The organism is Sphingomonas abietis (genome assembly GCF_027625475.1).
Lineage (GTDB): Bacteria > Pseudomonadota > Alphaproteobacteria > Sphingomonadales > Sphingomonadaceae > Solisphingomonas > Solisphingomonas abietis.
Genome location: NZ_CP115174.1, coordinates 1,400,738 through 1,413,596, shown reverse-complemented (window position 1 = coordinate 1,413,596; position 12,859 = coordinate 1,400,738). Strand labels below are relative to the sequence as shown.

11 protein-coding genes are annotated in these 12,859 nt (G+C 67.8%); 3 read left to right on the top strand and 8 right to left on the bottom strand.

The window, feature by feature from the left end:
* Window positions 1-56 precede the first annotated feature (56 nt).
* Window positions 57-914, top strand: coding sequence for an alpha/beta hydrolase (locus tag PBT88_RS06790; protein WP_270078452.1), 858 nt, complete (start codon window positions 57-59; stop codon window positions 912-914).
* 26 nt (window positions 915-940) lie between these two features.
* On the opposite strand, the gene PBT88_RS06785 is transcribed toward PBT88_RS06790, so the two are convergent.
* Entirely contained in the window at window positions 941-1,399 is a 459-nt protein-coding gene (locus PBT88_RS06785) for a low molecular weight protein-tyrosine-phosphatase (protein WP_270079199.1), read from the bottom strand.
* A 127-nt stretch (window positions 1,400-1,526) separates the two neighbouring features.
* Window positions 1,527-2,432 (bottom strand): AraC family transcriptional regulator, encoded by a 906-nt coding sequence (locus PBT88_RS06780; RefSeq protein ID WP_270078451.1) that lies wholly within the window; start codon window positions 2,430-2,432, stop codon window positions 1,527-1,529.
* A 186-nt stretch (window positions 2,433-2,618) separates the two neighbouring features.
* Between PBT88_RS06780 and PBT88_RS06775 the strand changes: the two genes are divergently transcribed.
* Entirely contained in the window at window positions 2,619-3,668 is a 1,050-nt protein-coding gene (locus tag PBT88_RS06775) for a zinc-binding alcohol dehydrogenase family protein (protein ID WP_270078450.1), read from the top strand.
* Window positions 3,669-3,834: 166 nt separating this feature from the next.
* Here PBT88_RS06775 and PBT88_RS06770 read toward each other — a convergent pair whose 3' ends face one another.
* The 4 genes from PBT88_RS06770 to PBT88_RS06755 form a co-directional block, all read right to left on the bottom strand.
* Window positions 3,835-5,133, bottom strand: coding sequence for a DNA/RNA non-specific endonuclease (locus tag PBT88_RS06770; RefSeq protein ID WP_270078449.1), 1,299 nt, complete (start codon window positions 5,131-5,133; stop codon window positions 3,835-3,837).
* 35 nt (window positions 5,134-5,168) lie between these two features.
* Window positions 5,169-5,606 carry a hypothetical protein gene (locus tag PBT88_RS06765; protein ID WP_270078448.1) on the bottom strand — a complete coding sequence of 146 codons (438 nt, stop codon included), beginning with the start codon at window positions 5,604-5,606 and terminating at the stop codon, window positions 5,169-5,171.
* Window positions 5,607-5,753: 147 nt separating this feature from the next.
* Entirely contained in the window at window positions 5,754-6,944 is a 1,191-nt protein-coding gene (locus PBT88_RS06760; RefSeq protein WP_270078447.1) for a M64 family metallopeptidase, read from the bottom strand.
* A gap of 427 nt (window positions 6,945-7,371) precedes the next feature.
* Window positions 7,372-8,199, bottom strand: coding sequence for an SDR family oxidoreductase (locus PBT88_RS06755; RefSeq protein WP_270078446.1), 828 nt, complete (start codon window positions 8,197-8,199; stop codon window positions 7,372-7,374).
* A 97-nt stretch (window positions 8,200-8,296) separates the two neighbouring features.
* Here PBT88_RS06755 and PBT88_RS06750 point away from each other — a divergent pair, with 97 nt between their 5' ends.
* Window positions 8,297-9,211, top strand: coding sequence for a LysR family transcriptional regulator (locus tag PBT88_RS06750; protein ID WP_270078445.1), 915 nt, complete (start codon window positions 8,297-8,299; stop codon window positions 9,209-9,211).
* Window positions 9,212-9,262: 51 nt separating this feature from the next.
* Here the strand turns inward: PBT88_RS06750 and PBT88_RS06745 are convergent, their stop codons facing one another.
* Together PBT88_RS06745 and PBT88_RS06740 are read right to left on the bottom strand one after the other, a co-directional pair.
* On the bottom strand, window positions 9,263-10,354 hold the full coding sequence (locus PBT88_RS06745; protein WP_270078444.1) for a lipocalin-like domain-containing protein: 1,092 nt from the start codon (window positions 10,352-10,354) through the stop codon (window positions 9,263-9,265).
* Complete coding sequence (locus PBT88_RS06740) at window positions 10,354-12,858, bottom strand: FtsX-like permease family protein (protein ID WP_270078443.1); 2,505 nt, start codon at window positions 12,856-12,858, stop codon at window positions 10,354-10,356. The genes PBT88_RS06745 and PBT88_RS06740 overlap by 1 nt, the downstream gene beginning before the upstream one ends.
* Window position 12,859: the final 1 nt, after the last annotated feature.

Here is a 12,859-nt window from a genome sequence, read left to right as displayed (position 1 = left end):
TCTGCGGCTGGCAAGGGAATCCAAGGCTTTGACGCACAAGACCAACGGGATGCTCCGTGAAGCTCGGTAGCGCGCGCGTCGCTGGCGCTCTGCTGGGGCTGCTGGCTTCGGCCTGCTCGCCGCTCAAGATGTTCAACGCGGTCATGCCGAAGGACGGCGGTGCGCGGCTGGCGATGCAGGACGCCGCCTTCGGGCCGGACCCGCGCCAGCGCCTCGACATCTATGTGCCGAAGGCCGCATCCGCTAGCCCGCGCCCGATCATCGTGTTCTTCTATGGCGGATCTTGGAACTCGGGGACAAAGAGCGGCTATTCCTTCGTCGGCCGCGCGCTGGCCTCGCGGGGCTTCGTCGTCGCCGTCCCGGACTACCGGCTGGTCCCGCAGGTCCGCTATCCGGCCTTTCTGGAGGATAATGCCGCCGCCGTGCGCTGGGTACGCGGCCATGCACGGGAGTTCGGTGGCGATGCCGACCGGCTGGTCCTCGCGGGCCACTCCGCCGGAGCTTATGATGCGGCCATGCTGGCGCTGGACCCGCGCTTCCTCGGGACAGACCGCAAGGCGGTACGCGGACTGATCGGTCTTGCCGGGCCTTATGATTTCCTGCCCCTCGACGGCCCGGTTGTTCAGCAGACCTTTGGGGGCATTGGCGATCCGATCGAAACGCAGCCGGTCCACCATGTCCGCCCCGGCGATCCGCCTGCGTTTCTTGCGACAGGGGACAAGGACGAAACGGTGCGGCCCGCCAACAGCGACTCGCTGGCGTCGAAGCTGCGAACCGCCGGCGTGCAGGTCGACCGACATCGCTACCCGGACATCGGCCATGTTGGGCTCGTCACAGCCATTGCCAAGCCGCTACGCGGACGAGCCACCATATTGGCAGACATGGCCGCTTTCGCGAAACAGGTCACTCGATAGGGCCAGTCGGCGTGTCTCGACGTGAATTAATTGGGCGAAGCGTCAACCGACCACCAGCGGACGAACGCCCGTGCGGCGGCATCGACCTCGGTCCATGTCGTTTCGAAGTCGCTCTGGTCGCCATAATAAGGATCGGCGACCGAGCGTCCCTGCCATCCCTCGACCTGATCGAGCAGCAAGCCGATCTCGGCCAGCGCATCCGGCGGTGCGATGCGCCGCAAATCCGACAGATTGTCGGCATCGAGCGCGAAGATATGTGTGAAGTGACGGAAGTCCGCCGCCTCCACCTGGCGGCCGCGATAGCCGGAAATGTCGATGCCGTGCCGCCGCGCCGTGGCCTGCGCGCGGCGATCGGGCGGATGGCCGACATGCCATCCACCGGTGCCGGCGGACTCCACCGCGATGTCGACCGACAAGCGGCCGGCTTCCGCCCTCAGAGCGGCTTCGGCGAGCGGGGAGCGGCAGATATTGCCGAGGCAAACCATCAGCACGCGAACGGATGAAGGGCGATCGACCATCGGCGTCTGGTGGCATGCACGGCCGCCGACATCCACCGAAAAGGCCATCGCGCATACCGACCGGGTCTTTGCGGCAGCGCGGACCCAACCGCCATCAGAGCTGGCCAGCGGCGTTGGCAAAGCTCCTCGGCGAAAGCCCGATGACACGCTTGAAAGCGGCGCCGAACGCGCTTTCGGATTCATAGCCCACGGCCGGAGCCACGACTGCGATGGACTGACGCCCCTCGCGCAGGCGCTGGGCCGCAAGCACCATGCGCCAACGGGTGAGATATTCCATCGCCGGCTCGCCCAGTATCTCCCGGAAGCGGACGGCGAAGCTCGTTCTCGACATGCCGGCCGTGGCCGCGAGGTCTTCAAGTCTCCACCGCCGGGCGGGATCGGCGTGTATGGCCGCCATCGCGGATCGTATCCGGGGTTCGCCGAGCGCGTAGAGCCAGCCGACGCCAGCCGTCGCTCCATCGGCCAGATGGAGGCGGAACGCCTCGATCAGCAGGGTTTGGGCGAGGTGCCGGGCCACCAATGTGCCGCCGGGCTGCGGGGACCGCAATTCACGCATCAGCCTGGTGATCGGCCAGATCAACTCGCCCTCGGTCGCGCCTGCACGGATGTGGATGAGGGGCGGCAGCGCCTCCAGCATCATGGCGGCATGCACGCTCTCGAACTTGAAGAAGCCGCCGACGCCCGAAACCTCACCGCCGCCGCCGAGCAGCGCCGTCTCGCCGGGCGGCGTGGCGAGGAAGAAGTCATAGCCATCGATCGGATCGACATCGGGGGCGGTGAACAGGCTGAACCCGTGTTGCCCGGAGAGCAAGACGAGATCTCCGGCCTCCAGCCTGACCGGGCTGGGCATGCCCTCCAGCCTCAGCCAGCAGGCGCCGCTATGCAGAGCGTGGCATTTCAGGCCCGCCGCCGGGGCGAACGCGATGGCCCACTGGCCGCCTGCGTCCAGGCCACGAAAGCCATAGCCGCTCGGTTGCAGCAGACCGAGAATTTCAGACATGGGATCCATGGGCATTCCTGAACGATCGCGATGAATATCCGCACGGTTCAGCATGGTCCGTCCGAAACCGCCAGCCTAATCCGTCGACAGCTGATCCATGTCGGGAGTTTCAAAGCAGTGACGTCGCAACATTCAGCGCTCTGGCTTACCAGGAAGCGCGGCCCGTTCGCCATCGGGCCGGCCCCGATGGTCGAGCCCGGCGCCGGCGAGATCGCGATCCACACCCGGGCGATCGCGGTCAATCCCTTCGATCGCGCGATCCGGGCGGTCGGCGACATCATCACACCCTGGATAGGCTATCCGGCGATCGTGGGCAGCGACGTCGCCGGCGAGGTGGTCGCGATCGGAACCGGCGTGTCGCGCTTCGAGGTCGGCGACCGCGTGCTCGGCTTCGCGGCCGGCAGCGAGAGAGGGCATCGCGCCGCGGAAGGCGCCTACCAGACCCGCGTGGTGTTGCAGGAGCATGTGACCAGCCGGATACCGGATGCGCTCTCGTTCGAAGCCGCATGCGTCCTCCCCCTGGCGATCGCGACGGCGTCGGCCGCGCTGTTTCAGCAGGATTTTCTCGCCATGCGCCCACCGTCCGACGGTGCAGCGCCAACCGGCGCAACCTTGCTCGTCTGGGGCGGCTCGACGAGCGTCGGTTGCAACGCGATCCAGCTCGCGGTCGCGGCGGGCTACGACGTGATCGCCACGGCGTCGCCGCGCAACCATGACTATCTCGGGAAACTGGGCGCGCGCCTGGTCTTCGACCGCAATGATCCGAATGCGGTCGCCTCGATCATCAAAGCGCTACAGGGTCGACGGACGTGCGGTGCGATCGCGATCGGGTCGGGCTCGACACGGGCGTGCATCGATATCGTTGCCGCCAGCGAGGGCGAGCGGTTCGTCGCCATGGTCACGCCACCGACGTCTTTCGACGCCGTGCCCGCCGGACGAGGACGGTGGCGTACATTGCTGCCGGTGCTCGTATCGATGGTCATCGGGAATGTCCGGCTGGCGATACGGGCTCGCCGCAAGGGCGTCCGAACGAAATTCGTCTGGGGCGGCTCGCCTGTGGGAAACGAGGTCGGCCCGATGGTCTTCGAGGCGTTCCTCCCCACGGCACTGGCCGAAGGGCGCTATCAGGCGGCACCGCGAGCCGAGATTGTCGGCGATGGTCTGGAGGCGATCCCGGCTGCTTTGGAACGCCAACGTCGAGGCGTCTCCGCATCGAAGCTGGTGGTCACGGTCTGATCGGCCAGCATGGCTCGTACCGGCACCGGTCGGCGGGCGGCAGAGACCGCGTCCCCTCCGTCCGTTCACGCCCCTTCTCCCTCCCCAACCCTCTTGCGCCTGCGATCGTCGCCGCCTGTGGGCGGGGCGGAGGACTTGCCGACGCCGCAAGGCGTGGCCCCGCCGGTCACGCCGGGAGGCGCCCACTGCTCCACCCGCTTCCACAAACCCGCTTTACTGATCTCCGGCGGACGGCAAGGCGCACAGCTGGCCGGATGTCGCCTCGACCGTCACCGCCAAGCCGCTTCCCGCGCCACGAAGGCGCCGCTTCCACCCGAACCGCCGGATCTGCTCGTTCATCCAGCGCAAGCGGCCAAAATCTCATCCCCGATAGAAATACGGCACGATGGTTCCCCAGAGCAGGGCGAGGAGCGGGCCGACAAAACTGAGGGCGTCGGGCATGCTGATCGGCGTGGTCGGTGCGCCGAGCGCGGTCAGCCAGAGCAGGAACGAGACGACCGAGACCAGAATCGCCGTCCATTGGGGCCGTCCACTCTGAGGATCCACCGTTGCGCGATACCGCAGGAGAATCGTCAGTCCGCAGCACACCGCGACGATCACCCACAACGCGATGTGGCGAACAACCGGATCCGGCGTCCTGACCAGCGCGACCGCCGAGCCCCGCGGCCTGCACCGCCGCAGTGCTGGTCCGGGCGGCCAGCTGGGCTGCCGACAAATCCTGGGGGTAATAATAGCGCAGCTGCGCAGGGGCGATGCAGGGATCGACCGGCTCGATCCGCGGCGTGATGAACCCCTGTGCGGACAAGGCGTCGCGGATGGATTGCGTCGTGCCGGTGTCGACATTCCGGATTTCGATATAGACGCGCGCGACCAGTTGCGCCGGTGTCGCGGCTTGGGGCGTCGTGGCGCCGCTATTCTGGAGGGCCTGTTGCAAGCCCGAGAAGTCCAGCCCGCTCGCCTTCGCGATCGCGGCGATACTCGTCCGCCCCGGCAGCCCATCCGGCAACATGGCGCCTGGCAGCAGCCCCGCGTCGGCGACCACCCTCCCGCTGGCATCGACCGAGACGGCAATCTTCCACAAGGCCCTGGGCGGGGTCGCGTCATCCGGTGGGCCGTCGGCGGGGACCGCGCCGGAAAGATAGACGACGCGGGTCGCCTGCGGATTGTGATTGACCCGCAGCCAGGCGCCGAGCGCGGACCATGCCCCCAGATGAACGAAGTCCGAATCCGATCCGCCTAGCGGAATCATGGCTGCGAGGAGATTGGCGGCGCGCGCGCCTGCCGCCATCTGCGGCCCCCAAGCAAGCTTGCGCTGGGGAACCAGCCGCGCCAGCATCACGCCTTGCGCGGCCAGGCGACGCTCGTCCGGCTGGCCGCGCAGGTCCGGCCAGCGGAACAGGCCATTGATCCGGGCGGACAATTGGGGCTGGGACCGATCGCTTTCGCTGATCGCCAGCACCGGCATCCGGCGCGCACCGTCGAAGAACAGCCGCATATGCGTCAGGTCCAGCCGATCCAGCCCTGCCGCAGAAGGCACCGGCACGATCGATCGCCCCAGGTGCAGGAAGTCCTCGTCAAACTGCGGCGGGAACTCGACGGGCACCGCCGTGTCGCGGCCGAAAAATGAGATGAATGGGTGACGGTGTAGCTGCCCTGCCGGATGGCGATCGCGGGGCGATGATCGGGGATGATGATCGCCTCGAGCGCGATGCGTTCGCTGCCGGTCATCGCCTCGGGTCGATCGAGCTTCGCCGCGGCACCCTCGACCACGCGCTTGCCACCATCCGGCAGAGCATCGACATGCGTCACGGGGGGGCGTCCGTCCGATCCGGGTGGCCCCTCCAGTTCCAGCCCCTCCAGCCCTCGCCCGATCGCCGATGGGCTGCGCCGGGCGCGACGCCGATAATCCACCGCTGCCTGTGCCTCTGTCGCCGTCATGTTCAGCCCCGGTTTTGCCACGGATCGAGCTCCCGTTCGAATGGGCGAATACTGGATGGAGCCAAGCCACTATTCCGGCAGATCATCCCGGCGCCTGGCCCGAGTTATCTCAACAATATCCGAAACCGACGCAGTTGATCTCGCCGATCAGGCGCTCGAGAGATGGCGGGACAATATGCCGATGATCGTCCGCGCGCAGACCGCGCAGAAGGGCTGGCCGAGCGTCCGCATCTTGCAGTCAAACGCCGGCCGGAAACGGCCCCGGCTGTGATATTTCGCCCCTTCATAGGCGCCGATCCCACGTGGCGGCGGCGAAGGAACGGGATCGTCCGCGTTCAATGAGGGCAGAGGCGTTGTCGCCGGCACCAGATCGGCCCATTTCAAACGCGCCCGGTCGCCAAATCCGCAGACATTGGGCTCGACCGGATCGTCGGTGGCACTCTGCCCGGCATCGGCATATTCGTCTGCGAGACCGAAGGCGCTGTGGCCCAGCTCGTGAAGGGCGATCTCGCTCGATCGGACATCGCATGAAAAGACCATCGCCCCGCCTCCCGATCCGCCATATCGGGGCGTGTTGGCGACGACCATCGCCACGCCGCTGCCATGCGGCACGTAGCTGTTCAGCGCCTTCAGTGCGCGCGCCTGATCGACCAGGATGACCCGGTCGATATCGGGCTGGAAGTGCGCGCCAAAAGCGGTGTCGCGGCCTTGCGTGCCCGAAATGCCGCTTTCGTTCGACACGATATCGACATGCGCGACGCGAAGGGCGGCAGTCTGGCCCGCGAACGGCTCGGTCACGCCGAACAGGCGCACACATTGTTCGACTACCGCGTGGAAGGCGGGCATCTCGTCGACCACGAAGCCGTCGGGCAGGAACAGCAAGGTCAGCGCCTGGGGATTGTCCGCCCCCCAGATCGGATGCACGACGAGCGGCGGCGCCGCCCCTTCCAGTCCCATGGGGCGCACCGGCGCCAGCCGCATCAGTGCAGATGGACGTTCACGTTCGATTCCCGGCCTCGTCAGGCGAACCTCGATCGTGGATCCAGGGCCCGGCCAGGGAAGCTCCACCACGACGAAGCGCTGCCGCCCGCCGGAGAGACGCTGGAGCGCGCCGCCGTCGCCGGCAATTTCGAGCGCGGTGCCAGGATCGGGCAACGTCCGGCTGAACACGACCATTCCGTCCGGGTCGCGCAACCGCAGCGTCACGCCGTCGGTCCCCGCCAGCACTGGCAGGCCGATCTGTGGATCTGCCGCCTCGATCAGGGTCGCAGAGGCGATGGTAGCAGCGCCGCCGTCATAGGCGATAGCGACGCGAACCGCAGTCACGAGACCACTCATGATTCCCTCCCTGCACCCCGATGTGGCGACGAAGGCAAGCTGGTGATGCGCTTTACAAGAACAGCATGCGAAATACGCGCGGTCACGCGACTTCTACAATCGCTCATTATCGCTGGAAGCACGATATCCGCTTGTATCCTAACAGAGAAACGCCTGCCCCGCGATACCAGAAGCATGGTCGATCGCATCCGAACAATTGCGATCAGCTATAAGGTGACCGGAGACCCGCGGACGATCCAGATTTGGCTTGGCCACGGCAAGACCTAGACGCGGCCCCGGCCTTCGGGCGCCGTTATCGAGGGCGCCCTGACCTTGGCGGAGAACACGGATATTCCAGGGATCCGGCTCCCCGCCCAAATCTTCTTCACCGCGACCGCTGTCCGTTCACTTCCGGCATTTCCGGGTCCGGATGTCCGAAAGCAGGCGCTCAGCTTCGATCGGCGGACAGCGCCACCTCGCGCTGCTGCTCGATCTTTTCGAGGCGATCCGCAAGCGCCGCCGTGATCGACCGATAAGCGGTGCTGCCCAAGGCCAGCCGGAGCGCCGGTCGCTCAGCATCGGCGGCGGCTATCATCGCATCGGCGCATTTCGCGGCATCGCCCTTGATCGCGAAGCTGCCATCGGCCACGCCGCGCCGGACTACACCTGCCGGCGTGTCGTCATAGACCTGCATCGGTACGGCATCGTCTTTGGCTGCGGCAAAGCCCGTGGCAGTCGGGCCCGGCTCGACCAGGATGAAGTCGATGCCGAACGGTGCCACTTCCTGGGCGACCGCTTCGACGAACCCCTCGATACCCCATTTGGTCGCATGATAGAGGCTGAAATTGGGATAGGCGATCTGGCCGCCTTCCGAAGAGACTTGCATGATGCGGCCGCCGCCCTGATCCCTGAGGTACGGCAGGCTTGCGCGGATCACCTGGATCGAGCCGGTGAGATTGGTGGCGATCTGTCGGTCGATCTGGGCGTCGCTGACCTCCTCTGCTGCCCCGAACAAGCCATAGCCGGCGTTGCTGACGATAATGTCGATCCGTCCCATCGTCTTGAAAGCGTCGCCGATCGCGGTGCGCACCGCTGCCGTGTCGGTCACGTCGAGCGTCATCGTCTGCAGGCGATTGCCGTAGCGGCCCACGAGATCGTCGAGCGCCCCGACGCGGCGCAACGTGCCGATCACCCGGTCGCCCCGCGCCAGCAACTTCTCCGTCATCACGCGGCCGAGGCCGGCCGAGGCACCTGTAATGAACCATGTCTTCTGCATCTGCATCACTCCTGAGCAACCGCAGACGGAGATAGGCCGACGCGATTGATCGGAGTAGTGAGGCTAATCGGCATGCCCTAGTGAAAGATCCACACCAATGCCCAAGCCAAGCCTGGCCGATCTCACCGCGTTCGCCAGTATCGCCGAGCATCGCAGCTTCCGGCGCGCTGCCGATGCGCTGGGCGTGTCGCGATCGTCGCTCAGTCACCTGATGCGGGCGCTCGAGCGGACCCTCGACGTAAGGCTGCTTCATCGCACCACGCGCAGCGTCGCACCGACCGAAGCGGGCGAACGTCTGTTGAAGCGGCTGATGCCGGTTCTTCGCGACCTCGACGAGGCGCTCGACGCCGTGTCCGACGACCGGGGTCAGCCGAGCGGCACGCTCCGCATCAACGGCAACGAGGCCGCTACGCGTTTGCTGCTGCGAACGGTCGTTCCGGCGTTTCTCGCGCGCTATCCGCAAATGGCGCTCGATCTGGTCAGCGAAGGGCGCTTGATCGATATCGTCGAGCAAGGCTTCGATGCGGGCATACGGCTGGCGGAGTCGGTGCCGCACGACATGATTGCGGTGCGCCTGGGCGGCGACGTGCGCTTTGTCGCGGTGTCGTCGCCTGCTTATCTCGCGGCAAGCTCGACGCCCCGCCATCCCGACGACCTGCGTCAACATCGCTGCATCCGGCAGCGATTGCCGAGCGGCAAGCCCTATCGCTGGGAGTTCGCCAGACATGGCCAGGAGATCGCGATCGACGTGCCGGGGGTGCTGACGCTCGATCACAGCGGCCTGATGGTGGAGGCGGCGATCGACGGGCTCGGCATCGCGTTCGTCCCCGAACATGTCGCCCGTGCCGCGTTGGATAGCAACATCTTGGCGATCGTGCTGGAGGACTGGTCGCCCGCGATCGCCGGCCTGTGCCTCTATTATCCAGGCAACCGGCATGTTCCGGCTGGGCTGCGCGCATTCATCGACATGTTGAAGACCGTCGCCTTTGATCCGGCGGCCACCGCCTGGTGATGGCGCCAAGGGATCATCCGTCGCACATGCCTGGGGGACGGCATCGGGGGGTCAGAGGTGGAGGTGCCCGGCATATCCGGTGAGTTCGAGATAGCCTCTTCCGCCGGGGGTGGTCACCGCGCCCTCCCAATAGACCGGGCTTCCTGCCGTGCGCCCGTCGAGTTCCTGGTCGGGAAACAGCGGTTGGAGCGGGAAGCTGCGAACGCCGCCGGGCAGGCGGATGCGGAGCACCGGATCGACCGGATAGACCCCGCCCGTCCTGATCGAGCGCCACCGATGGCGGACGACGAACAGGATGTCTCCGGGGCCTAGCGTCGTCACGCGGCCGTCGGCCCCGCGCCAGGTGCCACCGGCCCAGAGCGACGTCCCATCGGCGCGGCGGATACGGAAGGCCATCAGCGCGGCGCCATCGTCCATGTTGAGGCCGGTCCAGTCCCAACCGATGCCATCGGCCGGCAGGTAACTCGATGACCATTCGCGATCGAGCCAGGCGGTGCCGGTCACGGGCTCGGTCTTGCCGGCACGCGTCACGGAGCCCGTCACGCCAAGATGCGGAAGGCTATAGTAGCGGCTGGCCGATCGTGGGTCCGGCCCCTTGCGGCTATAGCCACGGTCGCCTTCCGCCAGCACCGGCTGATCGGGGCGGAAGGTGACATTGAGCGCAAAGCCGTCGCCCGCGACATGCGCGGCGAAGCGGCCATCGGGCAGACGCCGCATGGTCCAGTCGTCGATCGCGATATCGGTGTCGGCGGACGACGCATGGGCAAGCCCGAGGCCTTCGCGGGCGATGCGCGCGCCGACGAGGAGGTGGCCTACCGCCGGATCGGAGAGCGCGGCATGGGCGAACAATATCTGGCGCGGCGCAAATGCGCTGCGGCTATCGGCGCCGAGGCCCGTCGCCGTGCGAAAGAAGGTGATCTGAAAGCCGCGATGGCTGCCGCCCGGTCCATCGAGCCAGCCGGTCACATACCACCACTCGGTTCGGTAGCCCGGATGCGCGCCGTGATCGCGCGGGAAGGCCAGCGCGACGCCGGGTCGCACGTCGGCAAAGCGCGGCCCGGCCGGCGCAGCGGCGAAGCGCGGCCCCGCCGGCGCGGCGGCGAGCAGCAGGATCGACACCAGACTGGCAAGCATCCGGCGCATCACCAATCCTCCCGCACGGCGCGCACCGCATCCTCCGAAACCGCGCGGCGGCCCGCCAGCATCGCGGTCAGGGCGGACGCGGCGACCAGCGCCAGGCCGACACCGACGAGGAGACCGATCGGCAGCCGGGTCTCCATCGTCCAGTTGAAGGATTGCGGGTTGATCACGTGGATGAGGATCTGGGCGAGGACGCAGCCGAGCGCGATGCCCGCAATCCCGCCGACGGAGCCCAGCAGCGCGCCCTCCAGGCCAAGCATCGCGACGATCTGGCGGCGCGTGACGCCGAGATGGCGGAGCATGCCGAACTCGCGCGTCCTCGCGATCGTCTGCGCCGACGTGGTCGCCGCCACCCCCGCCAGTCCGACGACGACCGCCACCAGCTCCAATCCATAGGTAATCGCGAAGCTGCGATCGAAAATGGCGAGCGCGCGGGCCTTCAGCGCCCGCGTCGGCACGATTTGCACGACATCGGAGACGGTCGGCGGCAGGGCATGGCGCAGGCCCGCTATGGTCGCGGCCATAGTGGCGTGCGGTGCCAGCGTGATCGCGGCCTCGCCGCGCGCCGTATCGCCCGTCAGCCGGTCGTAGGTCCGGCCATCGATGGTGATCGCGCCCGATTGCCGCGCATAGTCGCGGTAAATGGCCGTGACCACCGCGCGCACCGGATGTGGTCCGAGCGGCAACGCCACGGTCGATCCGGGCGCGAGGTGGTAGAGTCGTGCGGCGGGCTCCGAAATCCGGACAGCGACGGCGCCCGGAGGCGCCGCGACCTCCGCGCCGATCGCGGGCGGCATGGTGTCGCCGTCGCGGGTGAAGAGCAGCACCGGCGGACGCGCCGGCGCCAACGAAATTCCGTGTTGGGCGCCGAAGTCGATGCGATCGATGCCCGGCACGCGCGCCATCCGCGCCTGCGCCACCCGATCGAACGGCGTGCCGCCGTCTGCACTCAGATACAGATCGGCCGAAAGGATCTGGCCGAGCCAGTCATCGACCGAACCGCGGAAGCTGGCGACCATCACCGCCATCGCAATCATCAGCCCGACGCTGGCGACGATGCCGGATAGCGCCACGGCCGCCTGAGACGGCGCCCCCCACAATCGGCCGATCGCGAGATCCGCCACGGGGGATGCAAAGCGGTGTCGGGCAAGCGGGGCGAGCAGGATGCGCGCCAGCCAGGGCATGGCGCCGATGCCCGCCGCAAGCAGGAGCCCGATGGCGCCGTAGCCGAACAGCGACATGCCGTGGACGGCGGGCATCAGCGCGAAGCCGAGGCCGGCCAGCGCCAGCAACAGCGCGGGGACGATCGCCGGGCGCCGGCGGGGATCGACCGCATCACCGAGGTTCCTGAGCGATACGGACGGCGCGATCCCGGCGGCCTGGCGGGCGGGGATCAGGCTGCCCACCAGAGCGGCGGCGAGCCCGAGGCCGGCGAAGCCCAGCGCTGCCCAGGGATCGAACAGCAGAGGCGGCCGCCCCGCGCCACCGAAATACCCGCTGCCGAGATCACCGCCGACCAGGCGCAGCACCGCCGTGGCGAGACCGAGACCGGCAAGGATACCGATCGCCGCGCCGATCAGGCCGAGGATGAGTCCCTCGACGATAAGCTGGCCCAGGATCAGGCGCTGCGATGCGCCCATCACGCGGAGCAGCGCGAATTGCGGTCGCCGCCGCGTGATCGACAGCACCTGTGCCGAATAGACGAGGAAGGCCCCGGTCAGCAGGGCCACCAGCGCCAGCATGTCCAGGTTGACGCGATAGGCGCGCGACAGCGCATCGGTACGGCTGTCGTCGTCGGTCGAGCCGGCCAGCAGGGCGTCACCCGGAAGCATGGCCGCGACCGCCGCGCGGGCCTTCGCGGCATCGGCGCCCTCGCTCAGCCTGAGATCGAGCCGATCGATCTTGCCGAGCCGGTCGAAGCGGTCCTGCGCCGCGGCGATGTCGATAATGCCCAGCGCGCGGTCGCCGCCGCCGGGGACGCTGCCCGCGATCCAGAAGTTCCGCGCCCGGCCGTCGACCACCACCGTCACCTCTTCTCCCACGCGATGACCGGCCAAAGCGGCACGGGACAGGAACAGCGAAGCCGGATCGAACAGCGTGGTCGGATCGTCGCCGCGTCCGGCTGTCGGCACCAGCATGGGGGTGACCATGGCGGTGCGCAGCACGTCGGTGCCCAGCAGGTCGATCGCCAGGGTGCCGAGCCGGGCATGCAGATGCACGACCGGGCTGACGGCGGCAACGCCGGGCACCCGAGCCACGCGGGCATAGAGATCGTCGCCGAAGCCCTGCCCGCCCGCCGCTTCGATCCGAAGGTCCGCGCCGCCATTCACGATGGCGACGCCGCGCGCGAAGCGATCCAGCGCGGAGGCGTTGACCAGATGGACCGCGAAGCCGAGCGCGACACCGATCGCGATGGCGATGATGGCGGTCACGATCCGCACCGGATGCGCCCGCCATTCGCCGACGATCATCCACCGCGGCACGACCGAGCCAGACCAGTCTGGCATC

Coding starts and splice junctions, on each gene's coding strand:
- PBT88_RS06785 (WP_270079199.1), bottom strand. CDS start 1,399: ATGGTTTGCCTCGGCAATATCTGCCGCTCCCCGCTCGCCGAAGCCGCT.
- PBT88_RS06780 (WP_270078451.1), bottom strand. CDS start 2,432: ATGTCTGAAATTCTCGGTCTGCTGCAACCGAGCGGCTATGGCTTTCGT.
- PBT88_RS06775 (WP_270078450.1), top strand. CDS start 2,619: ATGGTCGAGCCCGGCGCCGGCGAGATCGCGATCCACACCCGGGCGATC.
- PBT88_RS06770 (WP_270078449.1), bottom strand. CDS start 5,133: ATGCCGGTGCTGGCGATCAGCGAAAGCGATCGGTCCCAGCCCCAATTG.
- PBT88_RS06765 (WP_270078448.1), bottom strand. CDS start 5,606: ATGACGGCGACAGAGGCACAGGCAGCGGTGGATTATCGGCGTCGCGCC.
- PBT88_RS06760 (WP_270078447.1), bottom strand. CDS start 6,944: ATGAGTGGTCTCGTGACTGCGGTTCGCGTCGCTATCGCCTATGACGGC.
- PBT88_RS06755 (WP_270078446.1), bottom strand. CDS start 8,199: ATGCAGAAGACATGGTTCATTACAGGTGCCTCGGCCGGCCTCGGCCGC.
- PBT88_RS06750 (WP_270078445.1), top strand. CDS start 8,297: ATGCCCAAGCCAAGCCTGGCCGATCTCACCGCGTTCGCCAGTATCGCC.
- PBT88_RS06745 (WP_270078444.1), bottom strand. CDS start 10,354: ATGCGCCGGATGCTTGCCAGTCTGGTGTCGATCCTGCTGCTCGCCGCC.
- PBT88_RS06740 (WP_270078443.1), bottom strand. CDS start 12,858: ATGCCAGACTGGTCTGGCTCGGTCGTGCCGCGGTGGATGATCGTCGGC.